The following is a 19245-nucleotide window of genomic DNA, read 5'->3' as shown; positions in this document are numbered from 1 at the left end:
AGTGTGACAATGGCAGTATTAAAGTATCAAAAGGATCTAATTGACGGAAAAAACTACCCTGTGACAGATGGCGTGTTTCTGACAGAGTTGGATAGCGAACTATTTGGGTTGATTCGTAAGGATTTCCCTAAAGCAACGCGTCGCGATTTTATGTCGTACCAACATTTGACAAATTATCGACTGAAGAAGTTAGATGTACTTTTGGCGAAGGATTTTCACGAGAATGACAAATTCCATGATCGCTTTGCAAAAGTGGCGGATAACGAGGCGTACCAAGAGATTGATGTGCGAAAACATCTTGATGAAACACTGACCTTTGGGCAACGAATCGCTGACGGTGTTGCACGTTTTGGGGGGTCGTGGACGTTTATTCTATCGTTCTTGGCGTTTATGTTAGTGTGGATGGTACTGAATGGCCTGCACTTATTTGGGATGAACTTTGATCCCTATCCCTTTATTTTATTGAATTTAACGTTGAGTATGATTGCGGCCTTCCAAGCCCCTTTGATTTTGATGAGCCAGAACCGCTCGGCAGAATACGATCGTTTGGAATCAACGAACGGCTATCGAATTAATCGTAAATCAGAAGCAGAGATTCGTTTACTGCATTCAAAGCTAGATCATTTGATGCAACAGGATCAAGCTGATTCTTTAGAGGTTCAGCGATTGCAAGTTGAGATACTAGGTTCAATTACAAATCAATTGGCTGAGTTACAACGACGATAGGCATGTTAGTTATTTGAAAATAATCAGGATTACTAAGTTAGAACAAGCTAAGTTATTTGATCATTTAAGAATCACTGGACAAATCTAAGACAAAGACTAGTAAACCGGTTGTCGCAAGTCAATTAAATCGGTATAATGTTATAAGCATGTAATGATGACAACTTTTGTTGTTATAAATTGGAGGAATTAACAGATGGCTACAAGCGCAGTTTTCACTAAGGGTGAAGGCAACAAGGGAACTTTGGCATTCGAAGTTTCTGTTGAAGCAGCCCAAAAGGGTATTGATGAAGCATTTAACGAGGCAAAGAAGAATATTGCCGTCCCTGGTTTCCGTAAGGGTAAGATGCCTAAGCAAGTATTCATGCAAATGTACGGTGAAGAGGCTTTGTATAACGAAGCTTTGAACCATGTTTTGCCTGAAGTATATGCAGCTGCAGTTGCAGAAGCAGGTATCACGGTAGTAGGACAACCTCATATCGATGCAGTATCAATGAACAAGGGTGAAGCCTGGAAGTTGACTGCTGAAGTTGAGTTAGCTCCTGAAATCAAGTTGGGTGAGTATAAGGGTGTTAAGGTACCTGCTGCAGACACAACTGTTTCAGATGCAGAAGTTGACGAAGAGATCGAGCGTTTGCGTCAAGGTCAAGCCGAATTGGTTTTGGCTGAGGATACAGCGGCTTCAGATGGTGACACAGTTATCATCGATTTCGTAGGTTCAGTTGACGGTGTTGAATTTGACGGTGGTAAGGGTGACAACTTTAGTCTTGAGCTTGGTTCAGGACAATTCATTCCTGGCTTTGAAGAGCAATTAGTTGGTCATAAAGCTGGTGAGGAAATTGAAGTTAATGTTACTTTCCCAGCCGACTACCAAGCAGAAGACTTAGCTGGTAAAGAAGCAAAGTTCGTGACAACTATTCACGAAGTTAAGGTTAAGGAAGTTCCTGCCTTGGACGACGAATTTGCTAAGGACGTTGATGAAGACGTTGCTTCTTTGGATGAGTTGAAGGCTAAGACTAAGACTCGTTTGGAAGAAACTAAGGCCAACGACGCGCAAGACAAGAAGGAAGAAGTAGCAATTACTGCTGCTGTTGAAAACGCTGAAGTTGAGGGTGGCGATTTGCCAGCCGCAATGATCGATGAAGATGTTCACCGTCAGATGAACCAATTCTTCGCTTCAATGCAAAACCAAGGTGTTTCACCTGAAATGTACTTCCAAATTACTGGTTCAAGTGAAGATGACTTGCACAAGCAATATGAAGAAGGCGCATTCGACCGTGTAAAGACTAACTTGGTCTTGGAGGCAATTGTAAAGGCTGAAAACATTGTAGCATCTGATGCGGATGTTGATGCTGAAGTTGCTGACTTGGCAGCACAATATGGTATGGAAGCCGATGCTGTTCGCGCAGCCTTGACACCTGACATGTTGGCTCATGATATTCAAATTAAGAAGGCTGTTGACGTAGTTGTTAATTCAGCTGTTGAAGAAGCTTAATTTTGAATTTAAATAAATAGGTAGATTTCATTCAGCAGATAATGTTGATAAAATCTACAATAAAGGCCGGATAATTTTCTATGTTGAATAGAAGTTATTCGGTCTTTGATTAGCGATGAATCTAATTACACAGAATAATATTGGTCAATAACTGGAATGTAGAGCAAAAGGTGATATTATGACTATTGAAATGACTAGTAACTTATATGTAAAGAGCGTGGCAACAGTTGCGGAATTATTTATTAAAATTGGTTTCGTGGAAATTCAACGTATGTCTGTCGGTACATCGGAGACGATCGTATTGGCACCAGATATCGACGGGAATGCACGTATTCAACTGTGGGACATTGCCTTTATTCGCGAAAATTCACCAGAGGTTGCTGACAGCAAGCCTTCGATCGCCTTCTCAGTTCATGATTTAGCAGCAATGCATGCCAAAGTGGCGGCAGCAATGCCAATTTATGGTGAGATTCAAACTGTCAATGGCCGGAGCTCATTCTATTTCGCTGTTGAGGATGATCAGTATTTTGCGTTTCTAGAAGCTTAGTGAATCGGATGAACAGTTACTGTTGATGGATGTTCGAATCATTTGAAGATGGTAGCGCCTATCAATCCTAGGATAACTTGTGCAATAAGCTCATCGGACTCGTGCCGAGACCGCTAAACTTATTGCCCTACGTTATCAACGGATTGATTGGTCGGCGCTACCGCACTCTGATAAACGTGGGACTGGCCTGTTGGACCTAGGATAAGTCGCAGTAAGCACTCATCATTTCCGTGCCGGAAACGCTAAGCACTTACTGCTTCCTTATCAACGGTCCAACTGGTCGGCACTACCGCACTCTGATAAACGTGGGACTGGCCTGTTGGACCTAGGATAAGTCGTAGTAAGCACTCATCATTTCCGTGCCGGAAACGCTAAGCACTTACTGCTTCCTTATCAACGGTCCAACTGATCGGCCAGACCGCACTCTGATAATGCTCTGCATTAATCCAGGTAATTTGTTACAATATTAGAAACTGTATTTAATGAAACATAGGAGGTTGAACAGTGTTTAACACAACCGATAATACGAACGGTATTGCATATTGTTCATTCTGCGGGAAGGCTTCAACCGAAGTAAAGAAGCTGATTGCGGGACCTGGCGTTTACATTTGTAATGAATGTGTTGCCTTGGCGCAATCAATTATTGAAGAAGATCTCCAACAAGATGCTTTGGAGCATACACTAACTTTAAAGACGCCTCATGAAATTGTTGAGAATTTGAATCAATTCGTGATTGGTCAAACCGAAGCGAAGCGAACATTAGCAGTTGCTGTTTATAATCACTATAAGCGGATTAATAGCATGTTGGCTGGTGAGGATGATGAGAGCGGTGTTGAACTTCAAAAGTCTAACATTGCAATGGTCGGACCGACTGGTTCAGGTAAGACCTACATTGCGCAAAGTTTAGCTCAACTTTTGAATGTGCCATTTGCGATTGCTGATGCGACAACCTTGACCGAGGCTGGTTATGTTGGTGAGGACGTTGAGAATATTCTGTTGAAGTTGATTCAGGCAGCTGATTATGACGTTGAGGCAGCTCAGACTGGAATTATCTACATTGATGAGATTGATAAGATTGCAAAGAAGTCTGAAAATGTCTCAATCACACGAGACGTTTCTGGTGAAGGAGTCCAACAAGCCTTACTAAAGATGCTTGAAGGAACGATTGCAAACGTTCCGCCGCAAGGTGGACGTAAGCACCCAAATCAAGAATTTATTCAAATTGATACGACTAATATTTTGTTCATTGTTGGTGGGGCTTTTGCGGGAATCGAATCAATCGTTAAGGAACGCTTAGGAGCGAAGGTAATTGGCTTTGGTACTGATTCTAAGTTGCAAGCGCTAAATGATTCAGAATCATCAATCATGCAACATGTCTTGCCAGAAGATTTGATGAGCTTTGGTTTGATTCCTGAGTTTATTGGTCGACTACCAATCTTAACTGCTTTAGAGGAATTAGACGAGAATGATCTTGTGCATATTCTGACGGAGCCTAAGAATGCGCTAGTGAAGCAATATCAAGCACTGTTGGCCTTAGATGACGTTAAGTTGACTTTTAATGATGATGCTTTACGTGCAATGGCAAAATTGGCAATTCAACGTGAGACAGGTGCGCGTGGCTTGCGTTCAATTATTGAAGAAGTCATGCGGGATATTATGTTTGATCTACCGGGGCGCGAAGATGTTGCGGAAGTTATTATTACGCGTGCGACAGTTGAAGAACATCTGGCGCCTGAAATCATTGGAAAGTAGGACAAGCTGATGGAAGTGCATAATGTTGAATTAACAATTTCAGCGGTCCAACCAAGTCAATATCCTGAGGGGGATTTACCTGAAATCGCCTTCGTTGGTCGATCAAATGTTGGAAAGTCATCTTTGACGAACACATTGATTAATCGTAAGGCTTTTGCTAGGACTTCATCGCAACCAGGTAAAACTCAGACTTTGAATTTTTATAAAGTCGAAGAACAGGTTTATTTCGTCGATGTTCCTGGATACGGTTATGCAAAGGTATCCAAAAAGGAGCGTGAGAAGTGGGGACAGATGATTGAAAAATATCTTTCAGAACGTCCACAACTTAAAGGGGTTGTCTCACTAGTTGATGCCCGGCATGCGCCTTCTGAAGAAGATATCGCAATGTATAACTGGTTGACTTACTTTAATATTCCAGTTCTGGTGGTTGCAACAAAGGCTGATAAGATTTCTCGTGGTAAGTGGAATAAGGCAGAGTCAGTCATTAAGAATAGCCTTGACTTCGAACCAGAGATTTCGGATTTTGAAATGTTTTCATCTGAAACCAAATTCGGTAAGACCGATGTGTGGGACTGGATCGAAGCACGGATGGCTGACGAATAATTAAGGTTCGTCTGTCAGACAAATTGATAGCAGGAATGAGGCTGGGTTAGAATGTTCTAGCCTGGCCTCATTCATACATATAAATAAGATGAGGTGATATTATGGTACGTTCACGATTTCAAGGGACAATTCTGGGAAAGACATATACATTTACAGCTGAAGAGAGTCAGGATCAAATGAAAGCAGTCTTGGATTTGGCCAATCAACAGCTCACAGCAATTAAAACGGGCAATCCGAACCTTTCAAATGAAGAGGCTGCGATGCTCTTGGCATTTAATGCCTTGTCTGATCAGTTAAAGATGCAGGAAGCGCGGAGGTAAACCAATGCTATTAACAATTCTACTACTACTTGTTTTGTTGGCAGCTTGGGTTCGTGGTTATCGAAATGGTCTTTTACGGACATTTGTTCGGATGGTTGGTCGGATCTTGATTTGGGTAATTGCAATTCTGTTGGCACACCGATTTGGTGTTTGGCTAATGGATACTTTCTTCTCCAGTGCAACAGCTCAATACGGAGCTACAACCGTACCTGATATTGCGAAGGACACAGCGCTACAATTTATGGCATCAGGAATCGCCTTTGGATTAATCACGATGATTGGTTATTTCATTTTGCGATCGGTTGAGAACGGAGTAAAATTTTTAAATCATATTCCCGTAATTGGCTGGATTAACCGTTTATTGGGAGCAATTTTGAATCTAATAATTATTTATATATTAATATTTTTTATCCTCCAGATTTTCCAAACTTGGCAGGTGACATGGTGGCAAGATCAATTAACAAACTCAAAACTTGCACAATGGATCTTAACCCAAACGCCCTTCTTGTCCAGTGAGATTTATCAATGGTGGATACGACAATAAGTCGTAGGGAGGTTACTCAGAATGAACTCAAAGGTACTAGCAACTTTAGAGTATGACGCAGTTAAAGCACAAATGATTCCATATTTGGCAACGGCTGCTGGTAGGCTTGAATTAGATAAGCTCCTGCCAAGTAAAGATGCAACAGAAATGCAGACATGGTTAGCAGAAACAGCTGATGCAATGAGAATTATTCGATTAGCTGCTGGAATTAGAATTCCGCATTTGGAAGATATCAAACCACAGATGCAGCGGTTAAAAATTGACGCCAATTTGAGTGGTACAGAACTCGCACAAGTTGGACGAGTCTTATTTACAACCGGTCAAATGCGGACTTTCTTTGATAATTTGGTTGAGGATAAGGGGGAGCGTTTTACAGCTCTCGAACCTTACTATACTCAGCTGGTTATGTTAAATGATCTTACACGGCGGGTAAATACAGCGATTGATGGTGATGGTCGTGTCACAGACGAAGCTTCACCTGAATTACACCGAATTAGACAAGCAATTAGTAGCACCGAGAACGCGATTCGTCAGCGCATGCAAGATTATACTCGGGGTAAGATGGCTAAATATTTGTCAGATGCAATTGTTACCATGCGAAATGATCGGTATGTAATTCCAGCCAAAGCTGAGTACCGAAGCCAATTTGGCGGAGTGGTGCATGATCAAAGTCAGACAGGTCAGACCCTTTATATTGAACCAGCCGATGTTGTTGAGATGAACAATCGCTTACGGGAACATTATTTGAAAGAACGACATGAGGAGGAACGAGTCCTTGCTGAATTGTCAGATGTACTCCGCCCATTTGCCGACGAAATCTCGAATAATGCTAGAATTTTAGGACATCTTGATTTTGTAAATGCCAAAGCAATGTATGCTGTAGCAATCAAAGCTCAAGAACCCGAATATTCTCCCGAAAACCATATTCGCCTAAGAGCGGCCCGCCATCCATTGCTGGACCAGTCTAAGGCTGTTCCAAACGATATTGTGATTGGTGAAGATTACACGGCAATCATCGTGACGGGACCAAATACTGGTGGAAAAACAATCACGCTAAAAACACTGGGCTTATTGCAATTAATGGCCCAATCAGGAATGTTCTTACCAGTTGCTGAATATTCAACGGTTGGTATTTTTGACGAAATTTTTGCTGATATTGGTGACGAGCAGTCGATTGAGCAATCATTATCGACGTTTAGTTCGCATATGGTTAATATTGTTGACATCTTAGGAAAGATTGACGAACATTCATTGGTATTATTTGATGAATTGGGCGCCGGTACAGACCCACAAGAAGGGGCTGCGCTGGCAATGGCAATCTTAGATGCTGTTGGTACAAAGGGCGCTTATACCGTTGCGACAACTCATTATCCTGAATTGAAGGTCTACGGTTATAATCGAACCGATACGATCAATGCGTCAATGGAATTTGATGTTGAGACATTGCGTCCAACCTATAAATTCTTAATAGGTATTCCCGGAAGGTCAAATGCACTTGAGATTTCAAAGCGTTTAGGATTGGCGGATGAGATCATTCAAGCGGCCGCAGATTTGACCTCTGATGATTCGCAAGAGTTGAATGATATGATTGCGGACTTGGTTGAACGACGCAACGCCGTCTTGGATCAACAAATTCAATTGGCAGCACAAGTTGTTGAAAATCGTCAATTAAAGATGAATTATGAACAAAAGGCTGAAACGCTTGCCCAAACACAAGCTAAAACGCTTGAAAAAGCAAAGCAGGATGCCAATCATCTGGTCGCTGAGGCCAAGAAGCGTTCGGAGCGAATTATCGCTGATCTGCAGAAAATGCAACGTGATGGTGCGCAGATTAAAACAAATCAGATTATTGATGCGAAAGGTGAATTGAATGCCTTACGTCAAGAGCCATCAGCTGAAAATAATCGAATTCTTCGTAGAGCTAAACAAGCCAAAGCAGAGCAGGCTTTGGCATTAGGCGATACCGTGCTCGTTCGAGAGTATGGACAGCAAGGAGTCATTAAACGCGTGCTCAAGGACGACAAGTTTGAGGTTCAAATGGGGATTCTGAAGATGGTGCTTGAAGGTGCCGATTTGGAGAAGCAAACGTTGAGCCAAACTAGTGACAGTGATAAATCGACTAAGCGTAATGTTAGTACGGCACGCGCGACTAATCGAGCGAACGCCTCTGCAACCCTTGATTTACGAGGTGAACGTTATGAATCAGCAATGAGTCAACTTGATCGTTTTATCGATAATGCGCTCCTCAATAATTTGCAGTCAGTTGAAATCATCCACGGTAAAGGGACCGGTGCAATTCGAAAAGGAGTGCAAGAGTATCTTCGTTCACATCGTTCTGTTAAGAACTTCAATTTCACTGGTCCAGATCAGGGTGCAACTTACGTGGAACTAGGTTAAATCGTGTGACTAGCTTTTTATCTGTTTTTGGTTTACAATATTATTAACAAAAAATAAGTAATTAAAGACGGGGTGAAGATAATGGCTGTAGAGAATGTTACTGATGCAAACTATGAAACTGCAACTAGTCAAGGTGTTACTTTGACTGATTTCTGGGCTGAGTGGTGTGGTCCTTGTCGGATGCAATCACCAGTCGTTGAAGAACTTGCGAAGCACATGGATGGTGTGAAATTCAATAAACTCGATATCGACTCAAATCCCGAGACTCCCAGCGAGCTTGGTATTATGGCGATACCAACTTTGATTATCAAGAAGGATGGTCAAGTTGTTGAACGATTAACAGGTTATACACCTGCTCACCAACTAGAGGAAATCTTAAATAAGTACACGGCATAATTTGCAAGGCGACCGAGTAGATTTAATCAATTTATTTAGATATGGCCGGTATAAGCCGTGTTTAAAAACTCCAGTGGTATAATTACTATTGGAGTTTTTTTATAGTAAAAGAGGGGCAGGGCTCAAAAGATGCAAACGATTATCTATGATGTTGATGGCACGCTACTTAGTACAGAATCTATGTATATGCATTCACTGCAAAAGACCTTGGCGGAGCTAGGTCAACCAAAGACTTATGAAGAAGTGTATCAAACATTCGGCTTGCCCTCGTTGGAAGCCTTAAAGTTTTTGAATATTTCAGATGCTCAAACGGTTCAATTGAAGTGGCAGAGTCACTATCATGATTTCTGGGAAGAAGTAGATTTGTTCGATGGCGTAAGTACAATGCTGCAGACACTTGCTCACCAATATGATTTAGGAATTGTTACATCAAATACAGCGGCCGAATTTAACGACCATGCAGATGCTTTTGATATTAATCGTTATTTCAAGACGTTTGTTTTTGCTGGAATGACACCACGGATGAAACCATATGGTGATCCAATCGAACTTGCGATTAACAATTTATCTGCGAGCCCTGAAACAACAATTTATATTGGTGATTCAGTTCATGATATGTACGCTGCACATGCAGCAGGAGTTGAATTTGGACTGGCAGCATGGGGTGTACGTGATCAAAGTAAGTTTGCGGATGCGGAATATCGTTTTGCATCACCAATGGAACTTGCACAAAAGTTTTCAAATTAAAAAATTAAGAAAGAATTTTGTAGGTGATAACTATGGATAATCGAGCCATTGGTTATATGGATTCTGGTGTAGGCGGCTTGACAGTTGTAAAGCAAGCTTTGACCCAATTACCAGATGAAGAAATTATTTATGTAGGGGATACCGCTCGAATGCCATATGGCCCAAGACCACAAGCGGAAGTACGTGATTTCACTTGGCAAATAACAAATTTCTTGCTTGAGCAGGATATAAAGTTATTGGTGATTGCCTGCAATACAGCTACAGCGGCGGCATTACCTGATTTACAAGCTAAATTATCGATTCCGGTTGTCGGTGTGATTCAGCCGGGGATTGATGCGGCCTTGCACAGTAAGAATCCACGAGTTGGTGTAATTGCAACCGAAGGCACTGTTGATTCAGGTGCATATGCACAGGGCTTGGCGAGCGGGAAATCCGATTTAGTAGTTGAACAACTGGCAGCGCCCGAATTTGTGACTGCTGTTGAGACAATGGATTACCAATCGGAGACAGTGGCAAAAATCGTCGAAAATAAATTAGCATATTTTAAGCAACATCCAGTCGATACTTTGATTATGGGATGTACACACTTTCCGCTAATTGAAACATTTATTGGACAGGCAATGGGACCAGCAGTCACATTGATTGATGCCGGTGCCGAGTCCATTAATGTTGTTGAAAAAATTCTTGCAGAACAAGACCTGAAGCATGCTTTATCAGTCGCAACAAAAGCGAATCGATTTTATACAACTGGTTCAGCAACTCACTTTGGCGCAATTGCTAAGCGGTGGCTAGAGGATGATCAGCTATTGGTTGAGGGTCTCGCAATTAAAGACGATCAAGTGGTATTAACGAATAAGTAGGGGTTAAATATGACTGAACTAATTTTTGCATCGAAAAATGAAGGGAAGGTCCGCGAGTTTCGCGAGTTCCTAACACCATTAGGGATTACGGTGCGTTCATTGAATGAACTAGTAGATGTACCAACAATTGTTGAAAATGGGACAACCTTTGCAGAAAACGCGTTGATCAAAGCACGCACAATCGCAGCGACATTTCAACAACCGGTTATTGCTGATGATGCTGGCTTGGTGGTTGATGCACTAAATGGAGCTCCAGGTATCTATTCGGCACGCTATGCTGGAGATCATGATGATCAAGCAAATAATACTAAACTGCTAAAAGAATTGAATGGCGTGGTCGGCGATGATCGATCAGCCAGCTTTTATTCAGTAATTGTTGCGGTAAAGCCAAATGCTGCCCCTTTGATTGCGACTGGAAGTGTTACTGGTAGAATTCTTGAAGAGGCGCGGGGCGATGATGGATTTGGTTATGATCCATTATTTTTCTATGAGCCTATGCAACGTTCTTTTGCGGAATTGTCAGCTAGTGAGAAGAACGCGGTGTCCCATCGTGGGAATGCATTACGCAAATTTATGAAAGAATTCAGTCAGTGGTGGGAGGAGCAACAATGAGTCAATATTTGATTATTTCAGATACACATGGCGATCGTGATATTCTGACGAAGATTTTTAATCATTATCGAGGTCAGGTGAAAGCAATTTTTTATAATGGTGATTCAGAATTACCAGCTGATGATCCGATCTTTAAAGACGTTTCGACGGTTATTGGGAACATGGATTTTGACCAAGGCTTTGCCAAGGAACATCATTACCAGGACTCTGAGATTGATATTTATCAAACACATGGTCATTTCTACCATACGGAGAATGATCTTAATCAATTACGTGAGCGAGCAGCTTTGGTGGGCGCCAACGTTGTAACTTCTGGTCATACGCATCAGTTGGGGGCTGAGATTATTGATCATCGATTGTTTGTTAATCCGGGATCAATTAGTCTACCTAAGGGACCATATGCTAATCTGGGTGGCACTTATGCGGTTTTAACCGTTACGCCAGAACAGTATACGGTGCAGTTTTATACGCGTGATCAACTACCAGTTGATCAATTATTGGTGCGATTTAATCGTCCGATATAACGGAAATTTTTCAAGGAATAATTAAGGGCAAGGCATATTATTCGACCTTTATTCAAGTTTTAGGTACAATTTCAACTGAAATAAGGGAAGGGGTATGTCATGTACGAGATGTTATTTTTCACTGAAGAAGTATCTGAGGCAGTGGTTCGCCTTGAAGAACAGTTGATTAAAGTAAATAATCAGCTTAGTGGTAAAAATAAATTAAAATTAGTTCCAGTGATTAATATGAATACTTTGAAGGATTTGGACTTTCAAGATGCTCAAGATAAGTACCAACTAGCACTTGACTACCAAGCAATGCATCTTTTTGGAGCAAAGCGAGCACAAAAATTCTTGATTAAGAGCCAAAAATTAATGTTGCTTGGTTACAAATACAGTGAATTAAATGTCGCCGAACTTGTCGAGGCGGCAGGTGGTGAATGGGAAGAGTTCTTACTCGAACAGACAGATCCATTGATTGGTCAGCAGGTTTTACGAAACCAGCGTTTGGCGGGACAATTTGTCAGGAAAATAAATGGTAATTGGCCGCTACTAATTGTTGATAATGAGCAGATGGTTGAGTTACAAACACTTCTTGAGAGCAATGATGTTCTTGATTTGGGCGTAACTCTACAAAGCGAGATCATCTAAAAGATATTTAATGGTAAGTTAGGCTGGGTGGTTTCGAATGGATGAAGCCACCCAGCCTTTCTCTGTGTCAGGTTAAGTACTAAAATATATTTCTTAACTCGTGAAAAGGAGTACATTTTGGTACAATGACATAGGGTAATTTAGGAGGATCAACAATGGCTGAAGAATGGATTACACGATTACAACCGTACCAACAGACAGTTGAAGAATTAAAAGTTAAATTGCGCGGAATGCGGACCGAATTTGCAATGGCTGGTGTAAAGACACCGATTGAATTTGTTACAGGACGCGTAAAAACAACGCTTGCAATTGAAGAAAAGGCTGTTCGAAGGCATATTGATCTCGATCGCTTAGAGTTGGACATGGAGGATTTGGCCGGACTCCGAATTATGACGCAGTTCAAAGAGGACATCTATAAGGTTGTTGACTTACTGCGTGAACGTCAGGATATCACGATTTTAGAGGAACGAGACTATGTTTCGAATCCCAAACCATCGGGCTATCAGTCATATCACATTGTGATTGAATATCCATTACAACTAATTTCCGGTGAACGCAAAGTATTAGCAGAAATTCAAATCAGAACGTTGCAAATGAATGTTTGGGCAACGATTGAACATGCATTAAATTATAAGAATAGTGTCGCTGATCCAGAGTGGTTAGCGACAAAATTACAAAAAGCGGCCGAATTAAGTATGCAAGTTGATGATATTTATTCGGAGCTATATCAACATGTTAACGAAAGCAAGGAAAAGGAAGTCGATGATGCGGCTAGCGATTTACAGTAATAATCAAAAGACGTCGTTAGAGGTGACAGATCAAATTAGAGCAGCTCTAATGGCGGCTGATAATCATGAAATCATCTTTGATCAAATCCGTCCAGATGTTGTCATTTCCGTTGGCGGTGATGGCACGCTGTTAGCGGCTTTTCATGAATATAGTGCGCAATTGACTGAGATAAGATTTATTGGGATGCACACGGGCCATTTAGGGTTCTATTCGGATTGGCAGAAGGATGAGGTCCAAGCACTAGTGGCTTCGCTACTGAATGAACCTGGTAAGACCGTTAAATACCCGCTCTTGGAGATGGTCATTAAGTACAGTGACGGACATACAACTAGGCAGTTAGCTTTAAATGAGGCTGCAATAAAGCGTCCATTGGGGACGTTGGTCGCCGATGTTTATATTAACGGCGAATTGTTTGAACGTTTCCGTGGTGACGGATTAACAGCAGCTACACCGACTGGCTCGACTGGTTATAACAAGTCAATCGGCGGTGCGGTAGTGCACCCAAGTTTAGCGGTTATTCAATTATCCGAGATTGCATCACTTAATAATCGTGTTTATCGGACGTTAGGTTCACCATTGATTGTTGGACCAAGTGAAACGATTAAAATTGTGCCGAGAAGAAATGATGGTAAAGAAATTATTACCTTTGACCACCTAAATCAGCCTTCTCAAAATGTTGAATGGATTGAACTACGTGTTGCAACGGAGAAAATTGCTTTTACTGAGTATCGCCATTTAGAATTTTGGCATCGTGTTAAATCTAGTTTTATCGGCCCGGAGGTAGATTAATAATGGCCAGTTTCTCATGGACAAAAAAAGATGCGGGGAAGTTGCGTGTGAAGACTTTCCTAGCTCAACATGGCGTATCACATCGGATGTTTACAGTAATGAAGCATGGTAACGGTGATATCCTGTTGAATGGGCAACATATTCGCACAATTGATGATCTTGATCAAGGGGATACGGTAACGATTGTGATGCCACCTGAAGAAAGTAATGAAATTGTGATTGCCTCAAATGAACCAATTGAAATTCTGTATGAGGATGATAATTGGCTATTGGTGGACAAAACCGCGGGAATTACATCCGTACCAGGAAAGGCTGACCGTGAGAACACCATGGTAAATCGGGTGAAGGGGTATTTGGCCGCTCAGCATGCGACTGATTTAGTGCCACACGTTGTGACGCGCCTTGATCGATTTACTTCAGGGGTTGCCTTGTTGGCAAAACACCGTTTCGCGCATGCCTTGTTAGACAAGCAATTGAAGGTTCATGCGGTTGATAAGCGTTATTATGCGTTGGTCGACGGTGATCTGCCAGACGACTATGGCTTAATTGATGCGCCGATTGGACGAATGGATGATGATTTTATTCGACGTGAGGTGCGTGCTGATGGTCGGGCTTCTCAGACAGAATATTGGGTTGTGAAGCGGTTTGGGAATCAAACACTGGTTCGAGTAAAATTGCATACCGGTAGAACACACCAGATCCGAGTTCATTTTAGTTATTTGGGACATCCCTTGGTCGGCGATGAAGTTTATGGTGGCCCACTTGATCGTGGAATTGATCGCCAAGCACTACATGCCTACAAGCTAACGTATTATGATCCATTTACACAAGGTGATCGGACGGTTGAAGCGCCTCTGCCAGCTGATATGCAAAGGATAATCGAGTAAAAGAGGAAGTTTATGGAAAAGCAACATCAACGTATTAATGAGCATATTGCACAATTAAATCAATTTTTAGAAAAAGGTGTTGCGGCCGACTTCCTGAAACTTTTCCTGGATTTGCATCCGTATGAGCAGGGGCAGTTTTATACAAATCTTGATTCGGCACAACAGCAGCAGGTTAGCACTTGGTTAACAGTTGAACAGCTTGCGCATATGTTCAATGATATTAACTTTAGTCAAGTGGATGTTGCTGCTTTAGTAAAAGTCTTGTCGCCGAAAAGGCTAGCAGCGGTTGTTGACGCCATGTATTCTGATAATTCAGGACAGATGTTGACATACCTTGATCCAGAGACATTGGCGCAATATGAGCCATGGTTGTCAGCAACCGATTCACAAATGTTGGAGCAGTTGGCACAATATCCAGAAGAGTCTGCCGGTGCCTTAATGGGAGGCGATTTTATTGCCGTGCCGGCTGATATTACCGTGACTGATGCAATGCAGGCAATCAAAGAAGCGGCCTTACATATCGAATTATTCCAGTACATTTATGTGATTGACCATGCCGGAGATTTGCTGGGTGTGCTGTCATTTAGAGCTTTAATCTTGAATGAACCGGATACGAAAGTTCATGAGGTTATGAATCAACACGTTATTACTGTCGAGCCAACGGTCGATCAAGAAGTCGTTGCGCACGTGATGGCTGATTATAATTTCGTTGCCCTGCCAGTTGTTGAATCTGGACATTTGGTTGGTGTAATTACGATTGACGATATTGTGCACGTGATTGACGAGGAAGCCACTCAGGATTATTCTGGTTTGGCTGGTACCGATGTTGATGCGCCCCAACAAAACCCGTTTTACGCGGCGTTAAAGCGTCTACCATGGCTGATTGGGCTAATTTTTCTTGGTTTGGGGACCAGTACGATTATTGACGGTTATGATGATCTAATTGCAAAGGCCTCTGTTTTAGCAGTCTTTGTATCATTGATTACCGGAACTGGTGGTAACGCTGGAACTCAGTCGTTAGCGGTAGCCATTCGTCGGTTATCGTTAGGCGAACGACCAAAATTATTACGTGCATTTATCACAGAATTGTTGATTGGGACGACTGTGGGGGCCATTGCTGGGACAACAATTTTCTTAGTCGTCTGGCTTTGGAAGGGCGATTTCATTCTTGGAATGGCGGTTGGCTTAGCCATGGCTATGGCGATCTTGATTGCCAATATCGCAGGGGCCTTTATTCCACGGATTATGAATCATTTTGGGATTGATCCGGCTGTGGCTTCAGGTCCCTTTATAACGACAATGTCTGATTTAACATCAGTAATCATCTACTTTACAATTGCTGGCATGTTTATTACGCATTTCATGAATTAACATAGCTAAGTTAGAACTAAGGGGCTGGGAGAAATCTCAACCTCTTTTTTTAGCACATAATTAGTCAATTGATGTGGCGATGAAGTTGTTATTTTAGCTATAGAAGTCTAAAATCTTTAATTAGTTGATGTAAGCGTTATCAGAAAAGTGCTGGTAATCCACATGCATAACCGTGGGGTGCCGTGGCTATTATAAAATGACCTAGTCATTAAAATTGAGGAGTATGACATTGAAAGCATTATACTTTGATGAGTTTGGGAAGAGTGACGTATTGAAGTACGGAGAGGTTCCTGAGCCTGAATTGCAAGCAAATGAAGTGTTGGTTAAAACGACTTATATTGGGTTGAACTTCGCGGATATTTATCGGAGACGGGGTGAATATCACATTGAACAGCATCAACCATTGATTAACGGATATGAGGCATCGGGAAAGATTGTTAAATTAGGGCAAGCAGTAGATTCGGAACTCATGGATAAGGAAATTTTGTTTGTTGATGTTCCTTTGGCGAATGCAGAATTCGTGGCGGTTCCCACCGATAAGTTGATCTTTTTACCCACCGGAATTGATCTAAAACTAGCCGCAAGTATTGGCTTGCAAGGGCTAACAGCGGATTTTCTTGCTCATGATTTGGGTAAAGATATGTTTGACTCGGATGTTTTTGTTACAGGGGGATTAGTGGCGGCGTTGGGCAGATTCTTGCTCAAATGTTAATAGCAGATGGTATGAATGTTTATGGATCGGCCTCAACAGATGAGAAAAAGCAAATTGCTTTACGTCAAGGTAGTAAAGCAGTTTTCTCAAGCCGGAATGATAATTGGGTTGCTGGGCAACGTGGTCGATTTGATACGGTCTATGATGGTGTTGGTGCAACTTTGAATCAAAGTATTTCGTTAATCAAGAATCGGGGAAAGGTTGTGTTCTTTGGAATGGCAGGTGGAAATCCACCACAGGTTGATTTTATTGATTTATTTTCACATTCCAAAAACATTATGTCAGGTGATCTATGGGATTTTCTGACTAGTTTTGAAGAGCGGAAAGTACGAAGTGAGCGGTTATTCAGTTACTTCTTGGATCACAAGATTTGGATTACGGAGCCAAGGGTATTTGACTTGGAAGACGGTCAAGCAGCCCATGATTACATTGAAACTGGGAAAAACGTCGGGAAAATCTTGTTGCAAACCACGCATAACTAAACAGTGATGGATTAAGTTTGTGTTCAAGCAAGGCTAGCCTGTTTTAATGATGCAGAACGTGAGGATTTAGAGTCGTGGTAAAAGAACGTTTTCTCAATTATACGGATGCGATTGTGGCAATCATCGCAACCATTATGATTTTAGAATTGCCAATTCCAAAAAATGCCAGCCTTTCAGCGTTAAAGTTGGCAATGCTCCCTTTTTTTGCCTATTTGTTAAGTTTCCTTGTGATTTGGGTAGTATGGTTTAATCACCATGGACTATTTAATTCGGTGAGAAAAATTAATGCGAGAGTTTATTGGTACAACGGCCTTTGGATATTCACTATGAGTTTGTTTCCATTCTTTACAGCATGGGTTGGGCGATATCCAGATAAGGTCCTTCCAGAGTTTAGTTATTTGTCCTTGATCTTATTATGGTCAATTTCATTTACGTTAATGGAAACGGAGCTGATTCGCGAGAAGGAGAACCGGCTGAATGCTAATGATCATAATAGGTATCCTCGAAAAGGATATTATTTGATAATCTTGACCGGTTTTGGTGTAGTTTGGTTTTACCCAGTGTACGTTTTATTGACGATTCTAATTTTTCTTATTTTAAGCATTCGAAGACAGGTGGGACCTAGAGTGGTAGTTCACTAGTGACGATTATTCAAGTTGATTAGCAGTGAGAAATGACTGAGCTGAAAGGTGATTGTGGATTTTTATTACGTGTCGATGCAAATCTTCGTTCACAATTAGGCTGAAAACTCGGTACTTTAGTGCCGAGATGAAAGCCACCCAAAGACCGTGGTCAATTTCTAGTAGTTAACGTTTCTTCTTATCGTATCTAGCTAGCTTCAGAACGCTGGCTTTCAATATAATTTTATACAACTGATTTTGACATTTCTCCTAGTGTTCCAATGTAATAACTTGGTGACCACAGATGCCCACCCCATAACAGTTTCTTTGTTTCTGGATGAGCTGTGAACCAAAGTTTTGCACTGGAACCTTTTAGTGTTTGTACTATTTCGGAAGATGCATACTTTGGTTTAAAAAAAACAAGTAAATGAACGTGATCTGGCATAACTTCCATTTTTTGAATTTCAATATCGTGTTCATTTGCTAAATACGATAATGCATCTTTCATATCTCGAACTAACTTTGGATTAACAGAAATTGGTCTACGATATTTTGTAACCCAAACAAGATGGAAGTTAAAATTGTATACATAGCCACGTTCATGAACAATCATAGTAAATCCACCGCATGATATAATTAGCTAATTATATACCAGAAGGAGCTTACTAAATAAAATTGTCTAAAACAACTACATCAGTATACGTAAGGCGATTTCGTTTAGTTGAAACTCCAGAATTAACTGATTATCATCAACAAAGTATTAATGTTCAAAATGAATTATGGAATTTTACTAACAAGTATCTTGAAGCAACCTACGGTTACAAACATTTAAATCGTAAATTTGTAGCAACCGTTATCCAGAAACGTTATATTTTGAATGCTATTAAAGTTAAGTTTGCTCAACATAAAGGATTGTTAAAATGGAGTCCTAAACTTGGCTTACATTCGCAAGCTGCCGATGAACTATTAAAAACAATGCTTACTAATTTTGGACAATATCGACGAGTTTTGTATAAAGCTTCTTTAATGACAATTGACGAAAAATTAGCATATAAAAACAATGAACATAGTAATAATCGCCAAAATCGTGCTTGGTATCGTAAAGGTTCATTGAATTTCTTACGTAACAGAGCATCATTCAAGACAGTTTCATTACCAAGTAACGGTCAAATTGAAATAAAATCAGCACACCATATCAAAATTCAAGGATTTGGTATTGTTCAAGTTGTTGAAAACATTAAGAACCTCAAAGGCTCTAAGATTGTCATTTCAAAAGTGAAACGTAAAAATAATGGTCAATTTGAATTACAGTTAGTGTTCACTCAAGAGATTAAACGTCTTCCTCAACAACCTGCAATCGGTGTTGATTGGAATATGCATAATGATGAACTGTTTAGAACTAGTGTTAACCAAGTCATTAAGCCTAATGTAATTGTTTTTAACCA

Annotated in this window: 21 protein-coding genes and 1 pseudogene; 21 read left to right on the top strand and 1 reads right to left on the bottom strand. The window is 41.1% G+C overall.

Translation table 11 applies throughout. The features are described 5' to 3' along the window. Positions 1-9: 9 nt before the first annotated feature. The 20 genes and pseudogenes from ESZ50_RS11245 to ESZ50_RS11150 all read left to right on the top strand — a co-directional run bounded on the left by ESZ50_RS11245 (position 10) and on the right by ESZ50_RS11150 (position 17821). Positions 10-726 carry a DUF1003 domain-containing protein gene (locus ESZ50_RS11245; RefSeq protein WP_148624017.1) on the top strand — a complete coding sequence of 239 codons (717 nt, stop codon included), beginning with the start codon at positions 10-12 and terminating at the stop codon, positions 724-726. Between the two features lie 193 nt (positions 727-919). After that, complete coding sequence (tig, locus tag ESZ50_RS11240) at positions 920-2218, top strand: trigger factor (RefSeq protein ID WP_148624015.1); 1299 nt, start codon at positions 920-922, stop codon at positions 2216-2218. Positions 2219-2396: 178 nt separating this feature from the next. Continuing rightward, positions 2397-2765, top strand: a complete 369-nt coding sequence (locus ESZ50_RS11235; protein ID WP_148624013.1) for a glyoxalase — start codon at positions 2397-2399, stop codon at positions 2763-2765. Between the two features lie 504 nt (positions 2766-3269). Further along, positions 3270-4517, top strand: a complete 1248-nt coding sequence (gene clpX, locus ESZ50_RS11230; protein WP_148624011.1) for an ATP-dependent Clp protease ATP-binding subunit ClpX — start codon at positions 3270-3272, stop codon at positions 4515-4517. A gap of 9 nt (positions 4518-4526) precedes the next feature. Next, on the top strand, positions 4527-5120 hold the full coding sequence (gene yihA, locus ESZ50_RS11225; RefSeq protein WP_148624009.1) for a ribosome biogenesis GTP-binding protein YihA/YsxC: 594 nt from the start codon (positions 4527-4529) through the stop codon (positions 5118-5120). A 101-nt stretch (positions 5121-5221) separates the two neighbouring features. Further along, a complete protein-coding gene (locus ESZ50_RS11220) occupies positions 5222-5440 on the top strand; it encodes a cell division protein ZapA (RefSeq protein ID WP_246111555.1) in 219 nt (72 codons plus the stop codon). A 4-nt stretch (positions 5441-5444) separates the two neighbouring features. Then, positions 5445-5984, top strand: coding sequence for a CvpA family protein (locus tag ESZ50_RS11215; protein WP_148624005.1), 540 nt, complete (start codon positions 5445-5447; stop codon positions 5982-5984). Positions 5985-6005: 21 nt separating this feature from the next. Continuing rightward, positions 6006-8381, top strand: a complete 2376-nt coding sequence (locus tag ESZ50_RS11210; protein WP_148624004.1) for an endonuclease MutS2 — start codon at positions 6006-6008, stop codon at positions 8379-8381. Positions 8382-8462: 81 nt separating this feature from the next. Continuing rightward, entirely contained in the window at positions 8463-8777 is a 315-nt protein-coding gene (trxA, locus tag ESZ50_RS11205) for a thioredoxin (RefSeq protein ID WP_148624002.1), read from the top strand. Positions 8778-8906: 129 nt separating this feature from the next. After that, positions 8907-9524 (top strand): HAD family hydrolase, encoded by a 618-nt coding sequence (locus ESZ50_RS11200; RefSeq protein ID WP_148624000.1) that lies wholly within the window; start codon positions 8907-8909, stop codon positions 9522-9524. A 32-nt stretch (positions 9525-9556) separates the two neighbouring features. Next, the gene (gene racE / locus ESZ50_RS11195) at positions 9557-10384 is read left to right on the top strand and encodes a glutamate racemase (RefSeq protein ID WP_148623998.1); all 828 of its coding nucleotides are present in this window, start codon (positions 9557-9559) and stop codon (positions 10382-10384) included. Positions 10385-10393: 9 nt separating this feature from the next. Beyond that, entirely contained in the window at positions 10394-10996 is a 603-nt protein-coding gene (locus tag ESZ50_RS11190; RefSeq protein ID WP_148623997.1) for an XTP/dITP diphosphatase, read from the top strand. Next, positions 10993-11520, top strand: coding sequence for a YfcE family phosphodiesterase (locus ESZ50_RS11185; RefSeq protein ID WP_148623996.1), 528 nt, complete (start codon positions 10993-10995; stop codon positions 11518-11520). Before ESZ50_RS11190 ends, ESZ50_RS11185 begins: the two co-directional genes overlap by 4 nt. A 99-nt stretch (positions 11521-11619) precedes the next feature. Further along, a complete protein-coding gene (locus ESZ50_RS11180) occupies positions 11620-12150 on the top strand; it encodes a DsbA family protein (RefSeq protein ID WP_148623994.1) in 531 nt (176 codons plus the stop codon). A gap of 155 nt (positions 12151-12305) precedes the next feature. Continuing rightward, positions 12306-12938 carry a GTP pyrophosphokinase gene (locus tag ESZ50_RS11175; protein WP_148623993.1) on the top strand — a complete coding sequence of 211 codons (633 nt, stop codon included), beginning with the start codon at positions 12306-12308 and terminating at the stop codon, positions 12936-12938. Continuing rightward, positions 12916-13728, top strand: a complete 813-nt coding sequence (locus ESZ50_RS11170) for an NAD kinase (RefSeq protein ID WP_148623991.1) — start codon at positions 12916-12918, stop codon at positions 13726-13728. Before ESZ50_RS11175 ends, ESZ50_RS11170 begins: the two co-directional genes overlap by 23 nt. Positions 13729-13730: 2 nt before the next feature. Next, on the top strand, positions 13731-14615 hold the full coding sequence (locus tag ESZ50_RS11165) for an RluA family pseudouridine synthase (RefSeq protein ID WP_148623989.1): 885 nt from the start codon (positions 13731-13733) through the stop codon (positions 14613-14615). A 12-nt stretch (positions 14616-14627) separates the two neighbouring features. After that, positions 14628-15986, top strand: a complete 1359-nt coding sequence (gene mgtE, locus ESZ50_RS11160; protein ID WP_148623987.1) for a magnesium transporter — start codon at positions 14628-14630, stop codon at positions 15984-15986. Between the two features lie 229 nt (positions 15987-16215). Further along, positions 16216-17180, top strand: a pseudogene (locus ESZ50_RS11155) (zinc-binding dehydrogenase). 74 nt (positions 17181-17254) lie between these two features. After that, positions 17255-17821 carry a TMEM175 family protein gene (locus tag ESZ50_RS11150; protein WP_148623986.1) on the top strand — a complete coding sequence of 189 codons (567 nt, stop codon included), beginning with the start codon at positions 17255-17257 and terminating at the stop codon, positions 17819-17821. 223 nt (positions 17822-18044) lie between these two features. On the opposite strand, the gene tnpA is transcribed toward ESZ50_RS11150, so the two are convergent. After that, positions 18045-18413 (bottom strand): IS200/IS605 family transposase, encoded by a 369-nt coding sequence (tnpA, locus tag ESZ50_RS11145; protein ID WP_148623984.1) that lies wholly within the window; start codon positions 18411-18413, stop codon positions 18045-18047. A gap of 62 nt (positions 18414-18475) precedes the next feature. Between tnpA and ESZ50_RS11140 the strand changes: the two genes are divergently transcribed. Next, positions 18476-19245 (top strand): nuclease/transposase family protein (locus ESZ50_RS11140; protein ID WP_484444112.1); only part of this gene is annotated, 770 nt, incomplete at its 3' end.

This window comes from Weissella muntiaci, from assembly GCF_008107635.1.
GTDB classification, from domain to species: domain Bacteria; phylum Bacillota; class Bacilli; order Lactobacillales; family Lactobacillaceae; genus Weissella; species Weissella muntiaci.
This window is presented reverse-complemented; position numbering and strand designations above follow the sequence as displayed.